The 26,412-nt window shown below is 63.3% G+C and carries 18 protein-coding genes; 6 read left to right on the forward strand and 12 right to left on the reverse strand.

What is annotated here, in order from left to right; all coding sequences use genetic code 11:
• Positions 1 to 64: 64 nt before the first annotated feature.
• Positions 65 to 1,474, reverse strand: a complete 1,410-nt coding sequence (locus RBA95_RS07100) for an alpha/beta fold hydrolase (protein WP_306016160.1) — start codon at positions 1,472 to 1,474, stop codon at positions 65 to 67.
• A 70-nt stretch (positions 1,475 to 1,544) separates the two neighbouring features.
• On the opposite strand from RBA95_RS07100, the gene RBA95_RS07105 reads away from it, so the two are divergent.
• Together RBA95_RS07105 and RBA95_RS07110 are read left to right on the forward strand one after the other, a co-directional pair.
• Positions 1,545 to 1,829, forward strand: a complete 285-nt coding sequence (locus RBA95_RS07105) for an autorepressor SdpR family transcription factor (RefSeq protein ID WP_306016161.1) — start codon at positions 1,545 to 1,547, stop codon at positions 1,827 to 1,829.
• The gene (locus tag RBA95_RS07110; protein WP_306016162.1) at positions 1,826 to 2,512 is read left to right on the forward strand and encodes an SdpI family protein; all 687 of its coding nucleotides are present in this window, start codon (positions 1,826 to 1,828) and stop codon (positions 2,510 to 2,512) included. Before RBA95_RS07105 ends, RBA95_RS07110 begins: the two co-directional genes overlap by 4 nt.
• On the opposite strand, the gene RBA95_RS07115 is transcribed toward RBA95_RS07110, so the two are convergent.
• Positions 2,491 to 3,027, reverse strand: a complete 537-nt coding sequence (locus RBA95_RS07115) for a GAF domain-containing protein (protein ID WP_306016163.1) — start codon at positions 3,025 to 3,027, stop codon at positions 2,491 to 2,493. The two genes, RBA95_RS07110 and RBA95_RS07115, sit on opposite strands and share 22 nt — an antisense overlap.
• Before the next feature lie 132 nt (positions 3,028 to 3,159).
• Between RBA95_RS07115 and RBA95_RS07120 the strand changes: the two genes are divergently transcribed.
• Positions 3,160 to 4,386, forward strand: a complete 1,227-nt coding sequence (locus RBA95_RS07120) for an argininosuccinate synthase (RefSeq protein WP_306016164.1) — start codon at positions 3,160 to 3,162, stop codon at positions 4,384 to 4,386.
• A gap of 113 nt (positions 4,387 to 4,499) precedes the next feature.
• On the opposite strand, the gene RBA95_RS07125 is transcribed toward RBA95_RS07120, so the two are convergent.
• The 5 genes from RBA95_RS07125 to RBA95_RS07145 all read right to left on the reverse strand — a co-directional run bounded on the left by RBA95_RS07125 (position 4,500) and on the right by RBA95_RS07145 (position 11,384).
• Entirely contained in the window at positions 4,500 to 5,672 is a 1,173-nt protein-coding gene (locus tag RBA95_RS07125; RefSeq protein ID WP_306016165.1) for a DUF418 domain-containing protein, read from the reverse strand.
• A gap of 129 nt (positions 5,673 to 5,801) precedes the next feature.
• Positions 5,802 to 6,941 (reverse strand): hypothetical protein, encoded by a 1,140-nt coding sequence (locus tag RBA95_RS07130; RefSeq protein WP_306016166.1) that lies wholly within the window; start codon positions 6,939 to 6,941, stop codon positions 5,802 to 5,804.
• 104 nt (positions 6,942 to 7,045) lie between these two features.
• Positions 7,046 to 9,514, reverse strand: a complete 2,469-nt coding sequence (locus tag RBA95_RS07135; RefSeq protein WP_306016167.1) for a DNA translocase FtsK 4TM domain-containing protein — start codon at positions 9,512 to 9,514, stop codon at positions 7,046 to 7,048.
• Positions 9,515 to 9,576: 62 nt separating this feature from the next.
• Positions 9,577 to 10,866 (reverse strand): hypothetical protein, encoded by a 1,290-nt coding sequence (locus RBA95_RS07140; protein ID WP_306016168.1) that lies wholly within the window; start codon positions 10,864 to 10,866, stop codon positions 9,577 to 9,579.
• Between the two features lie 80 nt (positions 10,867 to 10,946).
• Positions 10,947 to 11,384: a thioesterase family protein gene (locus RBA95_RS07145; RefSeq protein WP_306016169.1), complete on the reverse strand. Its 438-nt coding sequence runs from the start codon at positions 11,382 to 11,384 to the stop codon at positions 10,947 to 10,949.
• Positions 11,385 to 11,523: 139 nt separating this feature from the next.
• Here RBA95_RS07145 and nth point away from each other — a divergent pair, with 139 nt between their 5' ends.
• Positions 11,524 to 12,219, forward strand: a complete 696-nt coding sequence (gene nth, locus RBA95_RS07150) for an endonuclease III (RefSeq protein WP_371933598.1) — start codon at positions 11,524 to 11,526, stop codon at positions 12,217 to 12,219.
• 165 nt (positions 12,220 to 12,384) lie between these two features.
• Here the strand turns inward: nth and RBA95_RS07155 are convergent, their stop codons facing one another.
• From RBA95_RS07155 to RBA95_RS07165, 3 genes are all read right to left on the reverse strand, one after another.
• Positions 12,385 to 14,295, reverse strand: coding sequence for an amidohydrolase family protein (locus tag RBA95_RS07155; RefSeq protein WP_306016171.1), 1,911 nt, complete (start codon positions 14,293 to 14,295; stop codon positions 12,385 to 12,387).
• A 25-nt stretch (positions 14,296 to 14,320) separates the two neighbouring features.
• Positions 14,321 to 15,229: an alpha/beta fold hydrolase gene (locus RBA95_RS07160; RefSeq protein ID WP_306016172.1), complete on the reverse strand. Its 909-nt coding sequence runs from the start codon at positions 15,227 to 15,229 to the stop codon at positions 14,321 to 14,323.
• A 145-nt stretch (positions 15,230 to 15,374) separates the two neighbouring features.
• Positions 15,375 to 16,220: a hypothetical protein gene (locus tag RBA95_RS07165; protein ID WP_306016174.1), complete on the reverse strand. Its 846-nt coding sequence runs from the start codon at positions 16,218 to 16,220 to the stop codon at positions 15,375 to 15,377.
• A gap of 69 nt (positions 16,221 to 16,289) precedes the next feature.
• On the opposite strand from RBA95_RS07165, the gene RBA95_RS07170 reads away from it, so the two are divergent.
• Positions 16,290 to 16,964 (forward strand): Fe2+-dependent dioxygenase, encoded by a 675-nt coding sequence (locus RBA95_RS07170; protein ID WP_306016175.1) that lies wholly within the window; start codon positions 16,290 to 16,292, stop codon positions 16,962 to 16,964.
• Here RBA95_RS07170 and RBA95_RS07175 read toward each other — a convergent pair whose 3' ends face one another.
• On the reverse strand, positions 16,965 to 18,629 hold the full coding sequence (locus tag RBA95_RS07175) for an aminotransferase class V-fold PLP-dependent enzyme (protein ID WP_306016176.1): 1,665 nt from the start codon (positions 18,627 to 18,629) through the stop codon (positions 16,965 to 16,967).
• Between the two features lie 110 nt (positions 18,630 to 18,739).
• Between RBA95_RS07175 and RBA95_RS07180 the strand changes: the two genes are divergently transcribed.
• Positions 18,740 to 19,198, forward strand: coding sequence for an Lrp/AsnC family transcriptional regulator (locus RBA95_RS07180; RefSeq protein ID WP_306016177.1), 459 nt, complete (start codon positions 18,740 to 18,742; stop codon positions 19,196 to 19,198).
• 66 nt (positions 19,199 to 19,264) lie between these two features.
• On the opposite strand, the gene RBA95_RS07185 is transcribed toward RBA95_RS07180, so the two are convergent.
• Complete coding sequence (locus RBA95_RS07185; protein ID WP_306016178.1) at positions 19,265 to 26,374, reverse strand: Ig-like domain-containing protein; 7,110 nt, start codon at positions 26,372 to 26,374, stop codon at positions 19,265 to 19,267.
• Between the last annotated feature and the right edge of the window lie 38 nt (positions 26,375 to 26,412).

Genomic DNA, 26,412 nt, shown 5'->3' on the forward strand with positions numbered 1-26,412 from the left:
TGATCTCTCAGAGTGCAAAGGGTGGCCGCATCGTCTCGCTCTGTCCAGAACTACCGCACGCGATTCACTCCGTGCACGCCTGGTCGATGAGGGCGCGGGTTTCCTCGACCAGAATGGCCTGGGCGGTGGGCGACAGGGCATGGCCCGCCAAGCCGTACTCGTTGGGCAATCCGGTCTCGCTGTCCTCGAAAATATGGTCCACGCCCGGCACGATCACGGTGCGGGTCGGATGGTCGCCCCGCGCCTCCATGAGCGCAGCCTGTGCGTTCTCGGGCAGGACCTGAAGATCATTTTCGCCAAACAACGCCAAAACCGGCGCGTCGAAGGCAGCGGCGGCCGCGGCGGGGTCGCTCGCGAACATGGCCACGGCATAGGGCTGCCCCCACATCGCGCCTTGTTGACGCGCCATGCGTTCTGGCATGCCGTTCTCGACCAGCACGGCTTCAATGGCGGCCGGCGCCTGCCCCGGTTCGGCGTTCGCAATCGCCTCGAACACCAGGCGCTGCAAGTCCCGGTTGGCCTCGACAGCCTCATCGCTCTGACCCGACGCGCGGATCATCGCTTCTGACTGGTCATAGAGCAGGGTTTCCATGTCCTGATGCTGGCCGGCCAGCGAAATCATGAAATCGGCCTCAGACTCGTTGGCGGCCATCAATCCGATAAACGCGCCTTCGGAATGCCCGAGATAGCCCACGCAGGACAGGCCGGTCTGCGCCTTGAGCACATCCATCGCCCTGACCGCGTCGTCGGCGAGCTCGGCCGGCGCCAGAGGCTCGGGCGCCTGGGAGCCGCCCACACCGCGATCATCATAGCGCAGGCTGGCCATGCCCGCCTCGGCCAGCGCATCGGCCATGGCGGCGTAGACCGGATGACCGGCGATATTGCCGTCCCGGTCCTGAGGTCCTGACCCGCTGATCATCACCAGACCGGCGCGCGGCGCGTCCGGGGCGGTGATCACGCCTTCCAGCAGTCCCTCCTCCAGCACCACCTGCACGACCTCGCCTTCACCATAGCGAGCGGCAGGCTCGGCAGAGGCCTCATCCATGGCGTCCTGGGGGCGCTCAAAGACCAGCGACGCACTCAACCCGCCCTGGTCAAATGTCCCAGTGATCACCCCGTCTTCCAGAACGCCGTCATACTGAAGCGCCATGCCGGGCGTTGAGAAATGCACGTTCGCGCCGTCAAACCGGACAATCGACATCGGCACGCGCGCGCCGCCCTGGTCCACGGAAATCAGGATGATGGACGGCGCATCGCCGGTCAGGTCGATCTCAAGCGCCAGCTCGAGCGTCTGCACGCCGGCATCCAGCTCCCCGGTCCAGCTTCCGGCGAATCCCGGATCGGCCGGGGCGGCGGCAACATCCTGGTCATCCGTTTGCATCTCGGCTTCCACACTGGAACCGGGCGGCTGTTGCGCATCACAGGACGCCATCATCAAAGCGAGGGGCAGCACGGCAAGGCCAGCGGTTTTCATAGCGGTCTCCATTCCAGCTCAGCCATGCTTAGCATTGACGCTAATTAGCGTCTAGGCTAAATACGAGATCATGAGTGACGCTTTCTCCGCCCTGGCCCATCCTGTCCGCCGCGAGGTTCTGCGTCTTCTGCGCGATGGTCCGATGACGGCGGGCGCGCTGGCGGACCGGTTCGATGTGGCCAAACCAACCATGTCACGCCATTTCGCCACCCTGCGCGAGGCGGGCCTGATCCAGTCGGAGAAAGCCGGTAACCAGATTCGCTACCGGCTCAATGTCAGCGTCGCCGAAGATCTGATGGCCCTGATGATGGACCTTCTGAATCCCTCCGGCTCTGAAAAAGGAGACCTGAAATGATCCGCAAAGGCTGGCTTTACGCGCTTCCGCCCTTGGTGTTGATGCTGGGTCTATCGCTCTGGGGCTGGATCGGCACGGGCCCTGACGCTGAAATTCCGGTGCATTTCGGCCTGGATGGCGCGCCGGACCGCATGGGCGGCAAGCTCGAAGGCTTTGTGCTCCTGCCCGGAATGGGCCTCTTCCTGTGCGCCCTGTTCAGCCTGATGCCCATGATTGATCCGCGCGGCGAAAACATCCGTCGCTCCGAACCGGCGGTCCTGACCGTCTGGGCGGGCGTGATCTGGGTTCTGGCCGCTGCTCAAGCGCTGATCACCCTGTCCGCGATGGGGCAGGTCGACAGCACCGACAATCCGGGCCCCTTCATCGGCTTCGCCTGCGCCGCCCTGTTTGTTCTGCTGGGCAATGTCCTGTCCAAGACCCGGCCCAACTGGCTCATCGGCATCCGCACGCCCTGGACCCTGTCATCGGACAAGTCCTGGGACGTGACCCATCGCTGGGGTGGTCGCCTGATGATGCTGGGCGGACTGGTTTCGGCTCTGGGCTTTGTGTTTACGCCGCCGCCGGTCGCCTTCACCGTGTTGGGCGTCAGCGTGACGGTCATGCTCGTTGTCAGCCTGGGGCTGTCCTACTGGGTCTGGAAAAACGATCCCGACCGGGACACCTATTCCGCTGCTTCCAGATGAGCGGGCGGGACCGCCGCGCCGAACAGGAGCCGCCGCGCCGTCTCGGTGGCCGCCTTCAGCGCTTCGCGGTCCTCGTCGGTGAAACGGAAGAAGGGCGCCGTGTCCACAATGGCGACAGCGCCAATATTCTGTCCGTCCGGCGACAACAGCGGCTGACCGCAATAGGCGCGCACATAGGGCGGGCCGACCGCCACCGGGTGATTGCACAGCTCGGGATCGGTGGACAGGTTCAGGATCTCGACCGGCCCCTCGCGACAGACGACCTGCGTGCACAGGGATTCATCCAGCGCCACTTCACAGGCATCAAGGCCGAACTTGCCGATAAACGTGACGGTGCTGTCACTGACCAGCGAAATCACGCAGATCGGCGCCTTGAAGGCGAACGCCGTCAACCGCGCCAGTGAGTCCAGATCCTCACGCTGATCGAGATCCTGGTCGAAGAGCGCCTTGACCGCTTCGAGCCGGTTCTGATCCGCGATGATGGAGCAACATGCTTTTGCGGGTGCGTCTGTCATACCCGGACTCCTTATTCTCCCGTCAATCTGCACAAATAGGTTTCTGAACCGGTAAAGCACCTGACGCTTTCGCTGCCCTGCAGCAGGGTCTAAGTTGCCGCCCGTTTGAAACCTTTCATGCCGGGACGCGCCATGAGCCAGAACATCAAGAAAATCGTGCTCGCCTATTCAGGCGGGCTGGACACCTCGGTCATTCTCAAATGGCTGCAAGACGCCTATCAGGCCGAAGTGGTGACCTTCACCGCAGACCTCGGTCAGGGCGAAGAGCTGGAGCCGGCGCGACGAAAGGCGGAAAAGGCGGGCATCAAGGACATCTATATCGATGACCTGCGCGAGGAATTCGTGCGCGACTATGTCTATCCCATGGTGCGCGCCAACGCCGTGTATGAAGGCCAGTATCTGCTGGGCACCTCCATCGCGCGTCCGCTGATCTCCAAGCGGCTGGTCGAGATCGCCCATGAAACCGGCGCGGACGCCGTCGCCCACGGCGCCACCGGCAAGGGCAATGACCAGGTCCGCTTCGAGCTGGGCGTGGCGGCGCTGGATCCCAGCCTGAAAGTGATCGCGCCCTGGCGCGAATGGGATCTCAATTCCCGCACCAAGCTGATCGCCTATGCCGAAGAGAACGGCATCGAGGTGCCATCCGACAAGCGCGGAGAGGCGCCCTTCTCGGTGGATGCGAACCTGTGGCACACCTCGTCCGAGGGCAAGATGCTCGAAGACCCGGCCGAAGAGGCCTTCAACGAGGTCTGCCTGCGCACCCAGCATCCCGAAGATGCGCCCGACCAGCCTGAATACGTCACCATCGGCTTTGAACGCGGCGATGCGGTCAGCCTGAATGGCAAGGCGCTGAGCCCGGCCACCATCCTGACCGATCTCAATGATCTGGGCGCCAAGCACGGCATCGGCCGTCTGGACCTGGTGGAGAACCGGTTTGTCGGCATGAAGTCGCGCGGCATCTACGAGACGCCGGGGGGCACGATCCTGATGACCGCCCATCGCGGCATCGAACAGCTCACCCTGGATGGCGGCGCCATGCACCTCAAGGACGAGCTGATGCCGAAATACGCCAAGCTCGTCTATAACGGCTTCTGGTTCAGCCCGGAGCGCGAAATGCTCCAGGCCGCGATCGACCACTCCCAGCGCCATGTGAACGGGGAAGTGCGGCTGAAGCTGTACAAGGGCAATGTGCTGGTCGTGGGCCGGTCCTCGCCCAATTCGCTGTACTCGCTCGAACACGTCACCTTTGAAGAGGACGATGTGTACGACCAGAAGGACGCCGAGGGCTTCATCCGCCTGAACGCCCTGCGTCTCAAGCTGATCGCCCAGCGCAAGCATCGCCTTGGCGAGAACGACTAGGCTTCAGGCAAGGCCTGGAATCGATGCGTCCCCGGCACCCAGAAGCCGGGGACGCACGCGCCAGCGAGGTCAGAACGATGCGACGGGGCGCCCCTCAACGCCCGGCCAGGCATCTACTCCGCCGGCAGGGTCTGGTTGCGGGGTTTGATCAGCGGCGCGATCAGCGCCGTCCCGCTATCGATAAAGACACGCAGCGCCTTCTCCAGCGGCCCCTGCTTGAAGCGGGAGAGCCAGAGATTGCTGAAGATGATCACGACGGCGCTCGCCGGGATCATCAGCCCCCACAGGGCGACACGGTCGAACTGGCCGTAGAGATTCAGGCCAAAACCGGTGAACAGCCACAGCATCATCAGCGAGCTGCCCATATAACCGGTCAGCGCCATCTTCCCGACCGGCTCGAAGATCACCTTGCTGACCTGGGCGAACATCGGCGCGCGCATGGCGAGCACGAACCCGGCCAGCATGAAGATCACGATGAAGGGTTTGGAAAAGCGCATCACCGGATGCAGGCTGACATCAAAGACAAAGCCCGACAGCGCGCCATGGATCGCGGTGCCCAGCGCCAGCGAGACGCCGATCAGCCCCGAGCCCAGCACCACGCGTTGCAGCGTCTGGCCTGAAAGGTTCAACGCACCCGCGCGCATCAGCCCCAGCCCCAGCAGCATATAGCCGCCCGCTTCGGCGATACGGCCCAGCACCGACGCATTGGTCATCATCATGATCCAGGTCTCGACGGAGGCTTGGACATGCGGCCAATACCCCTCGGCATGGGCGGCCTGGACGGCCATCATCTCGGCATAGCTGGGGGTTTCGGTCCCGATCTCGCGATAGCCGGCATAAAAGACGACCACGGCCCAGCCCACAGCGGCGCAAGCGAACAGATAGCGCGGGGGCAGCCAGGACAGGATCAGAACGCCCATGCCGGCCACGGCATAGATCGCCAGAATGTCCGATGACCAGGCCAGAAGGCTCATATGCAAAAGGCCAAGGATGAACAGGCCGATACAGCGGATCACAAAGCCCGCCCGGCGGGTCAGAGGATCGCCCGATCCAAACAGCAGGATGGACATGGAGGCGCCGAACAGCGCCGCGAACACGCCGCGCATCACCGCGTCAATGAACACAGCCTGCGTCGCCCACAACCCCATCGCCATCGGGCCTTCACCCAAAAGACGCGGATCGGAAAACGCAAAGTTCGTCCCGCCGGTCGAGGGGAAATGGGCAATTAGCAAACCCAGCACGGCAAAACCGCGCAGCGCGTCCAGAACCCGGATCCGATCTCGCATTGGCACACCTCCATAAACGTCTTCACGAATTTGCAAGGTGTGGGCCAGCTCTCTCAAAGGCGGCCCGGCCAAAGAAAACCCCCGGACCAGGCCGGGGGTTGGATCAAAAGGTCAAAGGTGACAGAGCCCCTACGCCACACCGCGCTGGTGCTGGTGATAGAGGGGCATGTCGTCGTCGAGATCGCGGGCGATGTCGCCGGCGAGATCGGGCAGGAGGGTTGTCGCCACTTCGTGGCGGATAATCCCCTCTCCCCGCTGTTTGCGCCAGTAATCCCAATAGGTGGTGAGGTGGGTCAATGAGCCCACATCATCGCCGATCCGGCTAAAGAGGTTCGGCGCCTTCAAAAGCAGCATGCGCATGGCGATGGGGTCGCCGTCATCGAGGAAGGCCGAGACCACGCGATAATAGTTTTCCCGCCCGGCCTTGAGGTCTTCCCAACGCAGACGCACCGACCGGCGAATGCGCTGGATGGGCGCCGCCAGGGGCCGGAAAGGCGCCGAATTGTCTTCTTTTTCCAATCGCGCCAGATCGCGCAGGAAACCCGCCAGCCCTTCGGTGATGACATTCATGCGCCAGAAATAATACAGCAGCCCCTTCCACCCGAAGACGCCGACCGTGAAGTCTTCGGGATCCATGCGCAAGGCGTTGCGCAGGTCTTCGCGCTGGGCGTGGCTTTTGGCGTTGAACAGGACTGCCGCCAGACGTTCGGGCCGCTTGCGAGTGGTGGTTTCACCCAGCGCCTTGGCGGAAATATCGGCCATATGGCGGGCGGCGAACATCTTGAACTCGGCCTCATCGGCCTTGGCCATGGTGAAGTAGCGCGGATCAAGCTCGCGTTCGGGGAAAAGCGCTTCGAGCAGGAACGGGTCGAACGCCGGGGCCGATTTAAGCCGCGACAGCGTGCGCACATCCTCGGAAAACTCTTCTTCGTAGAGATTGCGGTCGCGGCCCAGCGCCTCTTCCAGCCAAGCCTCGAGATTGGGCGCCTCGATGAAAGTCCAGAACGCGCCAGCGCCCGGATCACGCGGGTCGATCGGCAGAACAAGCTTGGTGACGATATTGCGCCCTGACCGCACCAGCGAGCGCTCATTGCGGCGCAGATTGTGCTTGATCAGGAAACAGCGGTTCAGGCCGCGATGGCGGAACAGCGGGTTCGGGGTCTGGGCCAGATCGGGATAGCGCCTGTGCAGGCCGTAAAGATCGAGAACCCGGGGCGAAGCGCCGCCGCGCATGAGGTTTTTCAGATCATATGGACGGCGACTGAACATATCAGAGCCCGGCTCCTATCCCACTCAGCAGTCCAGACTGGGGGAAAGCGCCATGCTGCGCCAGCGAAAGCGGGCAAGAGGGTTAACGACGCGATAACCCGGATCTAATCCCCATGTTCGGGCAGGAAGATCTCGCGTTTGCCGGCATGGTCGGCGGGGCCGATCATGCCCTCATCCTCCATCCGCTCAATCAGGGTCGCGGCGCGGTTATAGCCAATCTGCAAACGGCGCTGGATATAGCTTGTGGAGGCTTTGCGATCGCGCGCGACCACGGCCACGGCCTGGTCAAACAGATCATCGCCCGACCCGCCGCCCGGCAGGTCCAGGCCGCCTTCGCCGCCCTCTTCGTCGAGATCCTCGGTCACCGCGTCGAGATATTCCGGCGTGCCCTGGGATTTGAGGTAGTTGGCCACATCCTCGACTTCGCGGTCGGAGACGAACGGGCCGTGCAGGCGCCGGATCCGGCCGCCCCCCGCCATGTACAGAAGGTCGCCCATGCCCAGAAGCTGTTCAGCGCCCTGCTCGCCCAGAATCGTGCGGGAGTCGATCTTGGAGGTGACCTGATAGCTGATCCGGGTGGGGAAATTCGCCTTGATGGTGCCGGTGATCACATCCACGGACGGCCGCTGGGTCGCCATGATCAGATGGATGCCCGCCGCGCGCGCCATTTGCGCCAGACGCTGGATGGCGCCCTCGATCTCCTTGCCCGCGACCATCATCAGGTCGGCCATCTCGTCGATCACCACGACGATATAGGGCATGGGATCGGGCTCGATCGTCTCGGTCTCGTAGACGGGCTCGCCACTCTCCTTGTCAAACCCGGTCTGGACGGTGCGCGACAGCACATCGCCGGCCTCGCGCGCTTCCCGGGCCTTCTCGTTGAAGCCCTTCATGTTGCGCACGCCGACCTTGGACATTTTCAGATAGCGCGACTCCATTTCGCGCACGGTCCATTTGAGCGCTGCGACCGCCTTTTTCGGATCGATCACCACCGGGCTGAGAAGATGCGGAATGCCGTCATAGACCGACAATTCCAGCATTTTCGGGTCGATCATGATCATCCGGCATTCTTCCGGCGGCAGCCGGTACAGAAGCGAGAGGATCATCGCATTCACGCCCACCGATTTACCCGAACCGGTCGTACCCGCGATCAGAAGGTGGGGCATCTTGGCGAGATCCGCCGTGAACGGCTCGCCGCCAATGGTTTCACCCAGCGCCATGGGCAGTTCGGCCTTGGCCGTCTCGAAATGGCGCGACGCCAGCAGCGCGCGCAGGAACACGGTTTCACGATGCTGGTTAGGCAGTTCGATGCCGATGGCGTTGCGCCCCGGCACGACCGACACCCGGCACGCCACCGCCGCCATGGAGCGGGCGATATCGTCGGCGAGATTGATCACCCGGCTGGTTTTCACGCCCGGCGCGGGCTCCAGCTCATAGAGCGTCACGACCGGGCCGGGGCGGACCTGGACCACTTCGCCCTTCACGCCGAAATCGGCCAGCACGCCGGTCAGAAGCTCGGCGTTCTGGGCCAGCGCCTCGGCGTCCACGGTGTCCGCGCGCGGGGGCGCGGGCGACAAGAGATCCAGACGCGGCAGTTCAAACCCGGAGCCATTGTCGCTGAAGGGCAAAGCGCCCTGCATCTCGCGCGCTTCGCGATCTGATTCCTTCACGCTCTTCTTGCGCGCCACTTTCACAGGGCTCGGACGGGCTGGCGCGCCCGTATCGGGCATGGCCTCGTCATCTTCATCATTCTCGACCGGTTCAGGATCACGGTTGATGCGCGGCGGCGTGCGTGGCCGGTCTTCGGATTTGCGCTCGCGCTTGAGGAAGGCGGGCGCGGTTTCAGCGCGACCGTCAGGCTCGGGCGGGGTCTGGACCTCGATCTCGCCCCGACCCCAGGCGCGCGGAATCGCGCCGATGAGCTGATCAATCCAGACGCGCACCGTCGCCCAGACAAGTTCCGCCGCATCCCGCGCCGCGGTCAGGTCGCGCACGGTCAGGCCAAAGCAGAAGAAGACGCCGAACACCGCAAAGACCAGACCCAATGCACCGGCGACCACCCGGCCGCCCGGCGCGCTCACCTCATCGGTCAGCGCCTGAATGCCCCCCAGCAGCGCATCGCCGATCAGGCCGCCCAGCCCGGTGGCGAACGGCCAGTTGGCTGGCATGGGCAAGGCGGAGACCGCCATTGCGAACCCGCAAATACCGATGACGCCGGACAGAATGCGAAATGTGGACACGGTCTTGGAGCGCCCGCGCGGGCCGCGCGCCAACAAGATCAGCCCCCAGGCCAGGATCGCCAGCGCCGCCGCTGCGCCCGCCCAGCCCATCACTTGCAACAGAAGGTCGGAGGCTATGGCGCCAGGCCCGCCCATCCAGTTGGTCGCAGCGCGGCCGGTGGCGGCGTTCAGGCTGGGGTCCAGAGGATTATGGGTCAGTGCGGACAGGATCAGGAACACGCCCAGCGCGCACATCACAGCGCCGATCAGCGCTGTGCGCACACGGGCGATCAGGCCGGGCTTGCGTCGCACCGGCGCCTCGGAATCAGCAGAAGGGTCCGCAGCCAGGGTCATGGCCACAGACTGCCTCAAAGAGTCTTCCCGACGGGTTAATCCCCGTTAACCGACCGCAGTGTCTACGGGATCGGAACGGCCAGAATTTGCGGCGTGCGACGAGGCCCCTCCGGCGCTGTCCCATCCTCGGGGAACTGGTCCCAGGGCGCATCCGCATTGACGAACAGGCGGCCATCGGACACGCGCACCGTGGTCGGCTCACCGATCCGCTCATCCCCGATCAGCACAGGCTCCATGCCCACCAACTGGTTCTGATCATCAAAGACCAGTTCGAATACGCCCGTTGGCGCAGCGCCATTGCGCACCACGAACAGTCGCCCCAGGCGGTCCGCGATCAACCCATCCAGCCCGATCAGGCTGGCGCTCGCCGGGCTGGGCTGAAGATGGGCATTCCGGGTCACGGGATCGATCCGCCACAGGCCCAGCGCATAGTCCACAACCCAGAGCGCGCCGCGCGCCTGGGCCAGCCCCTGCAAGGAGGCGAAGCGTGTATCCTCAGCGTACAGTTCCAGCTCGCCCCGCGGGCCATCGAGACGGTAAATCCGGCCTGCATCGGCGTCGGAGACGAACACAATTCCGTCCCGCACGGTCAGATCGCCCATGCGCTCGGCGCCTTCAATTGTGTAGCGCTCGATCAGCTCGCCGGTTTCAAGGTCCAGCGCCAGCAGAGCCGTACCCGGCGTTTCGCCCTCGGCCACAGGGGTTTGGGGGACCACGCCCTCCACCGCATAGAGGCGTCCATGACGCCGGTCCGCCGCCAGACCAAAGATCGAGCCGATGGGATCATCCTCACCTGCGAAGACCTCAAACTCGGTCGGCGCAAAGGGTTCCACCCGATAGATCCGGCGCTCGGCCACGCCGCCCAGATAAAGCCGCTCGGTCTCGTTATCGACCGCCAGCGCCTCGATCAGCGCATCCCCCAGAGGCGGCGAACCCACCAGTCGTGCTTGCCCCACTGGCGCGGCATTGGCGACAAACAGCGCGCGCAGACTTTCAACGCGTTCAGGGTCGGCGGCTTCCAGCTCTGGCAGGTTGCGCACATAGCGGTCGAGGTCATAGGTCAGACCCGCCTGCGCAAGGCGCTCGAGCGCCTCGAACTGCCCGTCGGTATCACCTGCGAAGCCGGCCAGCAGCACGGCATTGTTCATCAGCGACAGATGGCCGGGCTGGATCGACAGGGCCGCATGGTTCAGGCGGCGCGCCGTCTCGAAATCCTCGATCTGCGCAGCGGCGCGCATCTCTTCACGCAAAGCGCGGGAGGTGTCGAGCAGGGACGGGCTCTGGGCCAAAGCGGGAAGCGCAACGCCGAGCGAGAGAGCGGCCGCGCAAACAACTGTGATACGTGCATTCATGAGATCAGTTTGACCAAGAGCTGAAGGCGCGAGCAAGGCGCGAACGCGGCAAGGTCGTGCAAAATCGCACGATGTGGCGCCTAGGCCGTCTTGATCATCAGGGCGGTGAGCGACTTGCGCCCTTCCTCGGGGATCGGCGCCGGCTTCTGGCCATCTGTGTTCACAAGCACCGCTTCGCTGGTCCCGATGCACCGCCCATCCTGAAACAGGCCCTGGGCAATGGTGTAGCTCGATCCGCCAATGCGCAGAATGCCAGAACCCACGACCAGGTCGGACGGATAGAAGGCTTCATCCAGATAGGCGATATGCACGTCCGCAATGACCATGCGCATGCCGTGCGCCTTCCTCAGGTCAAGCGAGAAGGCCTTGCGGTTGAGATTGCCCCGGCCCTCTTCGTAAAACGCTCCGATCGCCACATTGTTGATATGGCCAAGCGGATCGAGATCCTGGAACCGGCTCGGAACCGTATGGGTCAGCGGATAGGTCTCAAGCGTCAGGCGATGGGCTTCGGGCTTCATGCGGTCTTCCGGAAACTGAGTTTGCTGCACTGCGTTATGCCGTCCGGCGCGGCTGTTGAAAAGCCGCAGGCTTCAGATGACGCCTTTCATCGGCCAAGTTCGACTTGCGCCACAACACTCTGGCGGCTATCGCCAGCCCATGACCCAGACGCCCAAACCGAAAAAGACCAAGAGCAAACGTCGCCCGCCCGGACTCAACAAGGAGCAGGCCGAGGAGCTCTATGCCCGCCTGGCCGAAGACCGGCCCGAGCCGGAGACCGAGCTCAATTACTCCAGCCCCTACACGCTGGTGGTGGCGGTCGCCCTGTCCGCGCAAGCGACCGATGTCGGCGTGAACAAGGCCACGGACAAGCTCTTCAAGGCGGCGGACACGCCCGAAAAGATGCTGGCCCTGGGTGAGGACGGCGTGCGCGAGCACATCAAGACAATCGGCCTGTTCCGCAACAAGGCCAAGAATGTCATCGCGCTCTCACAGATGATCCTGGAGGAGTTTTACGGCGAAGTCCCCCAGACGCGCGATGAGCTGGTGCGTCTGCCCGGCGTGGGCCGCAAGACCGCGAATGTCGTGCTCAACGAGGCGTTCGGCCAGCACACCATCGCGGTGGACACCCATATCTTTCGCGTCAGCAACCGCACGAAACTCGCCCCCGGCAAGACGCCCGACGAGGTGGAGGCGCGGCTCGAACAGATCACCCCGCCCCAATATCTCAAAGGCGCGCACCACTGGCTGATCCTGCACGGCCGGTATGTGTGCAAGGCGCGCAAGCCCGAATGCTGGCATTGCGCCATCGCCGACATCTGCAAGTTCAAGGACAAGACGCCCGCGGCGAAGTGAGTGGGAAGCCTGTCGGCTTCCGATCCTCGCTATCGCTGCGGGCGCGCTTGCGAGCCTGCCAAAGTCAGTACCCTCGAGCCTGCAAGGCTCGCAAGGCCGAAGGCCGTCCGCAGCGAAGCGAGGATCGACCGAGCGGAGCGAGAGAGACCAGTAAAAAGACGCTTATCACTCCGCCGCCATGGCTTCAGGCTTGGCGCGACCGCCGCTCCAGCTTTCATGGCGCAAGGCGCGCCCCAGAGGCGTGCGGCCCGCCGCCGGGGTGAAGTCGCCGTCATCAAACACCGGCTCTCCGGCGACCAGAACGGTTTTCACCACGCCGTCAGACCGGTTGACCATCTGCTCATGGCCGTAGTCCTCGCGCCAGATAAAGGTGCTCTCCGCTTCTGAATCATAGGTTTTCAGGGCGTCGGGGTTGATCACGGCGATATCGGCGCAATCACCGATCTCGATGCGCCCGGCCTTGACCCCCAGAAAGTCAGCCGGCTCACGCGTCAAACGGCGGATCTGGCTTGTCACCCGCTCCAGCCCCTCTTCCTGCGCCAGTTTCAACGCACGCAGATTGCCGTCATAGAAGGCCATGTTGGTGATATGCGCGCCGGAATCGTTGAAGCCCGGCAGCGTCAGCGGATGATTGATCAGTTCGCGGATCACCTCCGGGTCGCGATTGGCGGAGATCGTCCACCAGCGAAGACCCAGATCAAATTCGGAAAACAGCGCCAGCATGAAGCCGGGCTCGGTTGCGGCGCTCTCAGGAAGCCGTTCGAAAACGCCCTTTTCCTGCGAAGTCCGGGCGAAAGCGGGATCGGCGCGCCAGGCGCGATACCGGTCAAACACCTGCTGGAAACTTTCACCCGTCCAGATATCCGGCCCGCCGGAATGGAAGATCATCTGCTCGAAATCCCGGTCAAAGGCGAGCGTCTCCATCCGCATCATGCGCTTGAGGCGCGCCAGTCCGAACCCGGACTTGCCCGTCATCCACATCTTGGAGAACCGCGCCCTGAAGCCCGGATCCGCCAACAGGGCCTTTCGCCCCTCGATATCTTCAAGATCCAGCTCATTCAGCTCGCGCAGGGCGGGGACTTCCTCGGCCAACGGATTGATCGGCCCGTCCCAGAAGACCTTGAACGGGGCGGCCAGCGCCTGAAACCTGAAATGCCCCTTCAGAAGCGGCGAGTTGAACAGATGAGACAGGATCATCGCCAGCCTCTTGAGCGACCGGTTCGCCGCCACATCGAGCGCGGCCACCGCCGTCACCTTGAGCGGCTTGCCATGCAAGCGCCCCGAGGTCAGCAGGAAGTTCCGGAACACCGCCAGCGGCTTGTCCTTGGGCGGGGTCGCTTGCCAGATGCGGTCATGCTTGCGCAGGATCGCCGTCAGGCGCTTGAGTTCCTTGTACTGGCCGAACTGGGAGGGAATCTTCACCCGGCGGTTCGGGTCTTCTGACAGGAAGTGGAAAGGCAGGGCATCGGTGGAGAAGCCGGCATAGCCCTCGGCCATGGCCTGCTCGAGCAGCGACTCCATTTCTCGCAAATCCGCTTCACCGGCCGTTCGACTGACGGAGCCGTTCAGCCCCATCACCTGGGCGCGCAACATGGAATGGGGGATGAGCGGGATGACGTTCGCGCCCAGCGGCAAGTCATCGAGGTGGGAGAAATATCCCGCCGAACTGGTCCAGCTCGCCTTCTCGGCAATCTTGCGCAAGACCGGCTTGGGCATATTCTCGACCCGGGCGAAGCAATCGACCAGCGGGTCCTCGCCATTTCGCCGTTGATTGCCATAAGCGAGCCCGAGCGAACAGTTCGACATCAGCACGGTCGTGGTGCCGTGGCGCACCGCCTCCTTGAGCGCCGGGTCAAACTCCACTTCGAGATCGAGATGGGTGTGTATGTCCAGAAGCCCCGGCATGACCCAGGCTCCGCTGGCGTCGATCACGCTGGCGGCCTGCGCCTTGTCCAGATCCACGCCGCGTTCGGCGATACGGCCATCCTTGATGGCGATGTCTTCCAGCCGCGGCGGCGCTCCGGTGCCGTCAAACACAAGCCCGCCTGCAATCACCTTGTCCCATTGATGGGCCATCGGCGCCTCCCAATCGTTGGCCCTGTTATCGGGCCTTGGGAATACCGGACTGGAATTTCACAAATCCGTCAAGCACCGCCTTGGGGTCTTCCCAATGCGGATAATGACCGACATGAGGCAAAACCAGAGTGTCCGGGTTCGGAACAAGCTCGCGATAGCGTTCGACCATGTGCGCGCCAGAGACCGGGTCCAGACCGCCATCAATGACACACATGGGCAGCGTGGACTTCACCAGGGCGCCGACCCAACGGTCGCGATGCTCTCGCCGATCATCAATATAACCCAATAGCTTGTGCCCGATCCGGGGCATGCCGCCCTTTTCCTTGGCCAGGGTCCAGAAGGCATCCATCTCCGCCGCATCAGGCTGGGTGTCCGGACCGAACACTTCGCCAAAGCCCTTCGCAAAGCGATGCCGGTTCATCAGACGGGACACGAGCGGTCCGAGCGGAGAGTGAAGCAATTTCTGGGTCGCCGTCGCGCGATGCTGTTCGGGGAACAGGCCGCCATTGAGAAAGCAGACCGACTCAAGCGTCACCGTCGCCTGCTCGCCCTGTTCCAGAAAACGCGCCAGCAATTCCTGTCCGACGGTATCGCCATAATCGTGGACGAAGAGATGGCAGGCGGAAACGCCCAGATGAGCCAGAAAGGCGTCATGCAGATCCGCCTGGTCCATGATGGAATAGGCATAGCGAGCCGGTTTGTCGGAAAAGCCGAAGCCGATCATGTCCAGCGCCGCCACGCGATAGGTCTGGCACAGATCATCCCAGAGCCGGACCCAGTCCCAGCTCGCGGTCGGGAAGCCGTGGATCAGGATCAGGACCGGCTTGTCCGCATCCTCCCACTCGCCGCCCGTGCGGTAGAAAATCTCGTATCCGCGATAGTCGAAATACGCGCCTGCCGCGCGCCAGGCTTCTAGACTGGCCTGCGCATCCATCTACGCCTCCCCATAAAACGCCGCGCTTTGATGGCGGTCTGCGGCCAGCATGGAGCGGCGCCGCGCGGGGTTCAATCTCAAACCGCGCGCACAAAAAACCCCGCTGCACAAGGCGCAGCGGGGTTCATGTCACGGTGTGTGCGCCTTAGCGCAGTACGGCCAGGGTCGCCTGGGTCGACGCCGTATTCAGCTCGGCCCGGTTGACCGGATAGCTGTCCTGCGGCTCGGCGCTCGGATATGCGTCAGCCAGCATGGCCAGCGCTTCACGCAGACGCGCAGCGCCTTCGGGCAGCTCGTCCTCGATCATGGCTTCATGCTCTTCAAAGGCCGTTTTGCCGGCCTTGTAAAAGCCATATCCATCGAGATACGGGCCATAGGCCGGGTTGTCCTGGGCGATCCGGTACATGTCCACGGCCCGGTCGATCTGATCCGCCGCAATACCGGCCGCGATGCGGGCGTCTGACATGCCGTTGTCCGGCGCATAGGTCATCGCCTCGCGCAAGGTGGCGATGATGGCGTCGGTGCGCTCGACGATTTCCTCATGGCTGGCATCATTGAAGACCGCCGCCGAGGCATCCAGGAATTGCCCCTCGAAAGGCTCGACGCCCAGTTCGCGGAAGGTCTCTTCCATATCAAAGAGGACTTCACTGGCCGGGTGCGCGAACATCTCGCCCGCAGCATCCAACTCTCCGACAGCATGCGCGTCACGCGCGGCGATCACATGGGCTTCGGCCACTGCGAGCGCAGCCCCATAGACGACCGGGTCTTCGGACGCGTCTTCGACAGCCACGCCGCCCTCACCTTCCCCGGTCAAGCCCGGAGGCGGAGCCGCCTGTTCGGTCGCCGGCGCTGCCGTTTGAGTGTCAGCCGATGCGACTTCAGACGTCTGTTCGGTCGTGGTGTCGGACGCCGGGCTGCAAGCGGAGGCCAGCCCCCCGGTGAGCACGAGGCCCAGCCCCATGGCCGTGACGCGTTTGAACTGCTGTTTCATGCGAACCCCTGTTCACCCAGATATTGGAAGGATACAGTAGAAACTGCAAATCGTTCGCAGGAAGTCAACATGCATCTGACAATCGGTAGCATTCTGAACGCAGACAGCCTCACCGAGGCGCAAACCCTGCTCGATCAGCTCAGCTGGCGAGACGGCGCAAAGACCGCCGGGCCCGTGGCGCGCCAGGTCAAACGCAACCGGCAGGCGGATCTGAGCTCAGTTGCGGGCAAGAAACTGCGCACCCTGATTGAGACCACGCTGCAAAGCCATGCGGTCTTCAACGCCACGGCCCGCCCCCGGCGCTATTCCAAGCTGCTGATCAGCGAAACCTCAGGCGGCGGCGAATACGGCGCACACGTGGACAATCCCTTCATGGGCCGGGGCGAAGACCGCATTCGCACCGATGTCTCCTTCACCCTCTTCCTGTCCGACCCGGAGAGCTATGAAGGCGGGGAGCTGGTCATCGACCAGGCCGGCTCGACCCAGTCGGTAAAGGGACAGGCGGGCGACATTTTCGTCTATCCCTCCACCTATCTGCATGCCGTGGCGCCGGTGACCAAAGGCGTGCGCCGGGTCTGTGTGGGCTGGGTGGAAAGCGACATCCCCGACGCGGGAGATCGCGAATTGCTGTTTGATCTGGAGAATCTGCACGCCAGTCTCAGCGCGCAATACAGCCCGCATTCACCTGAAATGCTGACTGTTTCCAAACTCTACGCCAATTTGACACGGCGTCTGTCGCGTTGATCAGGCCGGCACCGGGAACCGGCGCAAACCCTCGACGGCCTCGGGCAAGCGCCCGCAACACGGTTCCGGGTTCAGCGTTTCGGCCAGCAGCCGCGCATCTTCGAGCGCCGCCGCCATGAGCGCGCGCCCGCCCGTGTGCGCGGCCAGCCCCATGGCCTGCGTCTGCCTGCGCATGCGCCAGGCTCCGGTCGCCGCGTTGAAATCATATAGCGGCAGCAATTTCGGGCCCTGCTCGGCGACGAACAAGACCGCCTCGATCAGATAATCGATCTCCGCCTCATCCATGACCCAGTGCAGGCTCAAACGGCACCAGCCCGGCCGCATCCCGGCATATCCGGACAGGACGGCGTCGCGATGCGCGCCGGTCGTTGCGTCATCGAGACCGAGCAGATGGTGGGCATAGGGCCCGGCGCAGGAACACCCGGCACGCGCCTGCACGCCGAACACATCATTGAGCAAGGTCGCGACAAAGCGCGGATGCAGAATGCCCTGCGCACCCGCTCGTATGTTGAACGAGACAATACCGATACGACGCTCAGGATCCTGCGGCCCGAGGATCTCGATCCCGTCACAGGCGCGCCAGCGTTCAAAAGCCCGGTCGAGCGCAGCCTGTTCACGCGCCTCGATCTCTTCATAGCCGATTGTCGCAAGCGCCTTCAGAGCAAAGGCCGCCCGCATCATCTGCATGACGCCGGGCGTGCCCGCGCGCTCACGCGCAGTGATGTCGCCGATGAAGTCGTGACTGTCCGGGGTCACATAGGTCACGGTTCCGCCCCCCGGCAAGGTCGGCGGCAGGTCAGTACGGTACAGCGCGCTCTTGAACGCCAGTATCCCGCAGGCGCCGGGCCCGCCGATAAATTTGTGAGGGGAGAAATACAGCGCGTCCGGCGCACTCTCCGGCCCTTCGGCAGGGTTCATGTCCATGCGCAGATAGGGGGCGCTGGCGGCGCAATCGAGACACAGAATAGCGTCATGCGCGTGAAGCAGCCGCGCCAGGCGCGGCACATCGGTTCTGACGCCGGTGACGTTTGACGCGGCCGAGAACGCCCCGATCTTGCGACGCGCCCGGTAGGCCGGGTCCGACAGCGCCTGCTCGAGCTCAACCAGATCAATACCGCCCGCCTCATCCAGACCGATCCGGACGATCTCCGCCCGGCTCTCGCGCCAGGTCAGTTCGTTGGAATGATGCTCATAAGGCCCGATGAAGACGACCTGCGTGCGGGCGCGCATCTCTTCGCGCACCCGAACCGCTTCCGCCTCTCCCAGAACAGCTTCCAGGTCCTCGCTTAGACGCGCGCGCGTCGCAGGGGCTTCGTACACGCCGAGGATCTGCTGCAGATGCGACACCGCCCCCGTCGCGCCGGACCCGCACGCCAGCACCACATCGTCCTCACCCGCGTTCAGGGCTTGCTTGATCATGGCTTCCGCACGATGCAGCCAGCCCGTGGCTTCTCGGCCCGTGGCGCTATCATCCGTGTGCGGATTGGCATACATGGCCTGGAAGCGTTCAAGCTCGGTTTCAATGCGGCGATCCCCGCGCCCCGATGCCGCGTAATCGGCGTAGACCAGGGGCTTGAGACCAAACGGCGTACGCAACACCCCATCCCCGCCCATCAGGGCGGAGCGGGTTTCGGCGATGCAGTCACTGTGGGGCGCTTGTGTCATTCGGGAAGCCTTTCAACTGCCCCCATGAAACGCCAATTTTCGGAGTGATAATCGCCAAATTCGCTCCTATTATCTCGGACAACTAGTGAATTTCACCACAGGAGTCGATTATGGCGACGCTTGATGACTACGATCGGAAACTCCTGCGCCTGATGCAGGATGATGCGAACCGGACGGTGCAGGACTATGCCGACGCCATCGGGCTCAGCCCCACGCCTACGGCCCGGCGCATCAAGCGCCTGAGCGAGGATGGGGTGATCAACAAGCAGGTGACGCTGCTCGATCCCGAGGCTCTGGGTCTGAAGACCACCCTGTTCGTCTTCATCAAGACCAGCCGCCATGACGCAGACTGGCTGGACGCGTTTTCAAAAGGGGTTCGGCGCATGCCTGAAGTGGTCGAGTTCTATCGCATGGGCGGGGATGTGGATTATCTTCTGAAGATCATCCTGCCGGAAATCGCCGACTATGACGCCGTCTACAAGCGCCTGATTTCCATCGCGCCCCTGTCCGACGTCTCAGCTTCTTTCGCCATGGAGGCCCTGAAGAACACGACGGAGTTGCCGGTCTGAGCGGGTAAGGACACAAAGCAAAAGGGCGGGCCGATGGCCCGCCCTTTCGTTTCGTCTGCGCCAAAGCTAGTGGCCGAGGCTCAGCGGATAGCGCAACTGGAAGCGCGCCGTATTGGCCTCGAAATCATCCTGGCCAATGCCGGACATGCCGACCGACAGTTCGAACACAGCCCCGTTCTGCAAGGTCGCGGCGATGCCGATCTCACCGTCTGCGCGCACATCGGATTCGCCGTTCATGAACGTCCCGGTCTCGCTGAGCAGGTCAGCCGGCTGGTAATCCCAGACCGCCCGCAGTTTGGAGCGCAGTTCCCAACGGGCGCCGGACGCACTGTCCTGTCGCCAGATCAGTTCCGGACCCGCGGCCAGACGGCCCAGCGCAATGCTCTGACTGGGAATGGCGATGCCCAGGCTATCGGTATACCCGTCCTGCGTTTCCTCGAAATGCGTCAGCGTGGCTTGCGGACGCACCACGAAGGCGCCCCGGCCATACTCACCCGTGAGGTTGGCCTGGAGCATCCAGCGGTCCGTGTCGAACTCGTCCTCGTAAAGGCCGAGCGGATTGACCGTGTTCGAGCTCGTGCCATAGAGCGCCATGCTGTCCAGGATGACGCCATCCGCCACACGCCAGACCATGTAGGGACCGGCCATCCAGCCCTCCCCGTCCACGCGGGCGCCGGCAATCGCCCCGGCTTCCGCGAAGACCTCGCGTGCGGTTTCATCCATCCAATCGAGCTGCACCATGCCGCCGATCAGAAGGTCGTCGGAGACGGCCCAGTCAACGCCCAGCTGGGCAACGCCGAAATCGCTTTCGGCGCGTTCACCGGCCCGGTTGTCGGTCACGCCCGACAGCTCGGCAGAAAGCCAGACATCCAGACGGCCCACATCGTCACGCATGTGCGACGGCATGCCCGGCGCATCGGAATGACGCGCCTTGGCCTGGTTGCGCGCCCCGGCCAGAGACGCGGTCAGGGACATGGAGTAACGACCGTCATCCATATTGGCCGAATACTCGCCGGCCCCCATGCCCTCGCGTGCGCTCAGGCGGGTGGACAGGTCCGGAGCGGAATCGATCAGACGGTCCGCGCGACGCAGCATGAAGTTGCGGATCGCCCGCTGGGTCGCCAGCTGGACCAAGTCCTCATCACGCACATTCTCGAAGGTGCAGACCAGGTTCTCATTGGGATCAAGGTCAATCTGAATGGACCCGGTCTCCGCATTCACCTGTGAGCCGCCATCAAGATCACCCGTGCAGCTGATCGTCTCGACGCGCCAGCCCGCGGGCAGGTTTTGCGTCACGTCGACACGTCCGGATTCCAGTTCCTCGACGCGCGTCTGCGCCAGTCCGCTGACGGTCGTCAGAGCGAGATCATTGAACACGTCGACATTGGAACTGAAGCTGACATCCACATCTCCGGATATGCCCGACGGGGTGGTTGAAACCAGCTGAACCGTTCCGTTCTGCGTGGTCACGGTCAAGGTCACGGGGATGATGGCGATCACGACCTCTTCGGTCGCCATCGGCGCGGACAGGCCCGAGCGCGATGCGCTTGAACTGCCCGATACCGTTGTAAAGACAGTCACGTCGCCCTGATAGAGGCCCGGATCGAGCTCTAGGGCCTTTTCGGTGACCCGAACCTGATAGTCAAAAGACCCCAGGCTGGGAATGACCCCATCGGAAACGACAGGTTCAAGCCAGCCAACCGACACCCGCGATTGGAAAGGCAGTCGCGCCCTCCCCGGATTGGTGAGTGGCAAGGTGACGATCTGGCCGTTCGGATTGCTATCGGACAGGTCGACGGTCACCGCGACCTCCTGAACCTCGCTGACCGCCTGGACGCTCAGGGTCGCTTCCGAACTTGGATTGCCCAACCCGTCCTGAACAGCGCCTTCGGCGACCGTCATCGTGATCTCGCCAACGGCTTCAGGCTGGATAGAGACCGTATACGTCTGGGAATCCACCCGGGTCAGACCCGTTGCCGTACCGTTTTCCACGGTCAAGGCGCTCGCCGACAGGTCCGAGACATCCTCATCAAAGGCGATGGTGAGGGTGAAGGCGCCCACCACCTCTTCTTCAGGGGTGGAGAGCGTTGGCGTCGGACCGGAATTGTCGAGTTCGATCCGGGACTCATCCGTGTTGGTCGGGCCTTCGCCGGCGAAGGCGTTATCCCAGACATCAACGATATCCGATGGCAGGACCAGCTGGAGCTGAACCTCACCGTCCAGATTCGCAAGGTCGCCGCCGCTGGCGGTCACCTCATAAGACGCTTCGGATCCGGTCACGGCAATGCTGACGCCGCTTGCCCCTTCAAGCGTGAAATCGGAGGCATCCACGCCAGTCACAGTCTCACTGAACTCAACCGTCCAGCTCAGTGCATCGGCCTTGGTCACAGGGTCCGTGCCCGCGACAATGTTTTCGATCACCGGAGCGATGGCGTCGGTGGCGACGGTCAGGGTATTGCTTTGCGCATTGGTCAGCCCCGCCGCATCCCGAACCGCATCCGCTTTCACCTTCAGCGTCACAGCATCGTTTGACCGAGGCGACACCGGCACGGTGTACTCTCGCGAAGACACCACGACCGGATCGCCAATTCGGGCATTTGTCGCCTCGATATCGTTCCGGGTGAAGCCGTTCACATCCTCGTTGAACTCGACCGTCACATTGAAGGTGGCGCCGACCGTATCCACGTCCGTGCTGAGCGTGGCGACAGGGGCCGTGTTATCAAGGCGGATCTCGGACTCATTCGCGCCGGTCGGCGCGCCGCCTTCATAGGTGTTGCCAGCCGCATCCTCGATGGCGCTGGCGTCCGAAATCGACAGAGCGATCACGCCTTCGAAATCGGCCAAGGCGCCGCCAGACGCCGTGATCTGATAGCTGGCGCCCGATCCCGACACGGACAGGTTCGCACCGACCCCGCCCGACAGGGCGAAAGCGGACCGGCTGACCCCCGTCACGGGTTCGGAGAACGTCACGGTCCAGAACACGGTATCCAAGCTGGTCACAGCGGCCACGCCGCGCTGAATGCTGGACAGGGACGGCGCAGTTGAGTCGGTCTCAAACGTCAGGGTTTCGCTTTCAAGGTTTGCGTTGCCCAGGCTGTCGGTGACAGCATCGGCGGCCAAGGCCACAGTCAGCGTTCCGCTGGATCCCGGGGTCACGAGCACGGTGAATTCGTTCTCACCCGCCGTTTGAAGCGCACTCACACTGGCGTTGGTCAGCGTGAAATCGGACAATTCAAGCCCTGTCACCGCCTCGTCAAAGGCCACGCGTACAGTAAACGGATCCGTGGCGTCGCCGGTGAGATCAGACGTCAGGGACGCTACCGGGCCAGTATTGTCGAGCAGATAGGTTTCGGCGCTCGAGGGCAGCCCGCCCGCAAGGTCATTGCCCGCCAGGTCTGCAATGGTGGGGTTCGACAATTGAAGCGCTACGACACCGTCATATTCGGCCAGATCGCCGCCAGATACAGTCACCTGGAACAGCTCGCCCGATCCGGCCACGCCACTGACGACAGCGGTCGTCCCAGACACGGCGAAGTCGGACGCATCCAGGTCCACGACTGCTTCACTGAAGTCCAGAAGCCAGGTCAGGGAATCCGCATCTGTGCGTTCATCCGCCGGGGTGGCCCGGCTGACCACGTCCAGGGTCGGCGCCGTCGTGTCCGCCGGCTGCACATCATCAGTCGTGATGGTGCCGGTCCCCGTCGCGTCGCCGATCGCTGCATTGGAGGGGTTGGACAAGGTCAGGGTAACCGTCTCATCAGGCTCGATCACGCCATCGCCGGACACAACCACGGAAACAGTCTGGGTCGTCACCGACGGATTGAAGGTCAGGGTGCCAGTGGCGGCCGTATAGTCGCTCCCGGCCGTGGCGGTGCCATCGGAGGTGGCGTAATCCACCGTCACGGTTTGCGAGGAGGCCGGCGCGAGCGTCACCGTAAAGGTCAGGTTCGCTGTCCCTGCATCGCCCTCGGTCACGCTGGGATCATCCACGGTCAGGGAGGGCTGGGTGGCCGTCAGCGTCGCGGATGCCGTTCCCGAATTGCCTACGCTGGACGTCAGGGCGCCCGACGTGTTCGCCAGAGAGCCTGCCGAACTCGGGGTCACGTCGGCGGACACCGTACAGCTCGCTCCTGTAGTGACCGACCCGCCTGTGTAAGTAATCGCGCCAGCGCCGCCGGTCGCGGTCAGCGTGCCGCCGGTGCAGGTGGTGCTGGCGTTCGGTGTTGTCGCAACCGTCAGGCCCGCAGGCAGATTATTGGTGAAATCAAGCGAGGTTGCAGTCAGAGACACAGCGCTGTTGTCGATGGTGAAAGTCATCGTCGACGTGCCGCCCGTCAGCACGGAGGACGGTGAAAACGCCACCGAGAACGCCGGCACATCCGTCTCCTTGACGACCGTGTCCGGCGAGCTCTGGTTCGTCACATTGCCTGCATCATCGGTCAGCGTCGCCGTAAGGGTGAGAGTCCCGTCGCCGAGGCTCGACACGTTCACGGTCACATCCTGGGTCGCTGTGGTAATCGCCGCCGTGCCCGTTACCGGAGCGCCGCCGCCTGAAGAGCTGATGGAATAGGCGTAGGTCGTTCCCACTTCCGCGGTGGTGAAGCGGATGTCGGTAGACGTCTCATTGGCCTGTATGATCTGTGAATCCACAAACGCCACGTTAAAGGCGGGTGGCGCGGTGTTATCCACCGTATGGGCGGCGCCGGACGTATAGGCGTTCGGTCCGGAGTTGCCCGACGCATCCTGAATATTGGTGGCCGCATCAAGATCCAGCCGGATCGTGCCGTCGCCGCTGATGGTGTTCACGGTCACGGTGATCGTGGTTCCGGTCGCGGACGAGACGGACGCAATGCTGCCCGAAGCGGTGCCCGTCGTGGTCAGCGAAAAGTCATCGGTCGAGATGTTCTGGGCGGCCTCGGAAAAGGTCACCGTGAAATCGACACTCGTCGCATTACCAGCGGGAGAGCCGGAAATGGCGATCGAGTTGACCTGCGGCGGCTGGGATTCCTTGGTGGTGGTGTCCGTCGCGGCAGAGCCGGCATTGCCGGCGCCATCGGTCAGGGTGACAGACAGGGTCAGCGTGCCATCGCCCAGACCGCTGACATCAATGCCGGTGATCTGGTCTGTCGCCCCCGAGATCGTCCCCGACCCGGTGACGTTCGTGCCGCCGCCCGAAGAGGAAATGGTGTAGTTATAAGCCGCGCTTACTTCGGCGCCGGCGAAGGTGAAGGAGGCCGCGCCTTCATTGCCCGAGTTCACCGGATCCTGGTCGAGGGTGACCGAATAGCCCGACGGGGCGGTGTTATCGAGGGTGTAGGTCTCGTCGGTCGACGGTTCGGTATTGGGCAGGGCGTTGCCCGCCGAGTCCGCGATCGAGGGCGAGGCGGCATAATTCAGACCGACCGTGCCGTTATAAGAGGCGAGATCGCCGCCCGACACCGTGATGTCGATGCTCGTCCCGCTGGCTGCTGACACGCTCTGAACGGTTGCGCTCGTGCCCGTCACGACGAAATCGGACGTATCCACGCCGCTCACCGTCTCGGAGTAATTGGCGGTGAAGACCAGCGTGTCGGCTGATGTCAGGGCGCCAGCCGGCGTATCGCGCACGAACGATGTGGTGGAAGGCGCCGTGCCGTCACGCGTGAACACTTCACGCACGCCGGTCGGCGTCGTGCTGGAAAGCGCGTTGCCGGCCGTGTCGGTGATGCCATGCCCGCCATTGAGGCTGATGGAGAAATCCCCTTCGCCTGACAAGGCGCCAAGTTGCACATTGATCTGGGTCGCACTGCTGGTTCCGTAGCTGGACACAGAGCCCGCCGCCGTCCCCGACACATTCTGGAAGGCATAGTCCGCCTGGTTGGACCCGGCGACCGCCTCTGAATACGTCACCCGGAAAGCGGCATTGGCCGTGGCGGTTCCGATTGTCTGCCCTGTGGGCGTCAGCCGGGTGATGGAATTGATGTCCGGCGCTGTGGTGTCGAGGGTGATCGACAGCCCGCTGGAGGCGGAAGACACATTGCCGACCGAATCTGTCGCTGTCGCCGTGATCGTGTGCGTCCCTTCCGTCAGGGCGCTGCCCGCCGTCACGCTCCAATTGCCCGAACCATCCGCCGTCGCCGAACCGATGGCGCCATCAACGCTGGAACTCACATTGATGGTCGCATTGGCTTCCGACGTCCCGGTGAAAGTCGGCGTGGTGTCATTGGTGATATCGTCCGCAGAGCTGGCGCCCGTATCAGACCCGGCCGCCAGGTCGGGCGTGGACGGCGCCGCCGGTGCGGTATTGTCGACCGTATAGCTCTCATTGGCGCCCGTGGGCGTGGTGTTGGTCAGGGCGTTGGGAGAGGTCGCCTGGTCTGTAATGTTCTGCCCGCCAGCGAAGCCGAGGCTCACCGTACCCGTATAACCAGCCAGATCACCGCCGGAGATGGTTACGTCATAGCTTGAGGACGTCACCGTGCTGACATTGCTGGGCCCACCCGTGGTGCCGCTGGCGGTGAAATCGGTCGTGTCCACATTCTGCACGGGTTCGTCGAAGGTCACGCGGAACACGAGCGAGTCAGCGGCCGTCGTCGCGCCTGCCGGCGTCTGACGCACGACGGATGTCACACGCGGCGCCGTTGTGTCCGCTGCGGTAGGCGCATCAAAGGCGAAGGTATCGAAAAACGCGCTGTCAAAGCCGTTCGCCGATGTGCCGGTGATGATGACGTAATTGACATCGTTAAAGCCGGTATCGGTCAGCGTGAGGGTCTGGGTGCCGATGCTTGTAGTGAATGCCTGATACGCGACCTGGACATCGCTGACGTCATAGCCCCGAACCTCCAGGTTGATGCTGGCGATATTGTTGGCGAAATAAAAGGAATTGAAATCAAACTCATCGCCGGAATAGTCGATTCTCACGGTCTCGTTTTGGTTAGCGCCAAGGCTGGCGACCGCATCGGAGGATCCGCTGCCTTCGTCACCATCGCCGATAAGCGGCGCCCCGCTGAAGGTGAAGGTAAACCCTGAATCCGTCAGGGGAGGCGTGATCAGCTCACCACCGGTGTTGTAGTTGTTGGCATCGAAGGTCGCTGTCGTCGGCGACCCCAGATCCTGCGCCAGCGCGTTAGCGTTGAAGAGGGCGGCCCCTGCGATAAACACAAGTCCGCTGATGAGCCGCTTTGTAAAATTAATCATGTCCCCCAACGCGCCCGAGCGCGCCCTTCGCTAGTGCT

Origin of the sequence: Oceanicaulis sp. MMSF_3324 (assembly GCF_030733545.1) — a bacterium.
Classification (GTDB): domain Bacteria; phylum Pseudomonadota; class Alphaproteobacteria; order Caulobacterales; family Maricaulaceae; genus Oceanicaulis.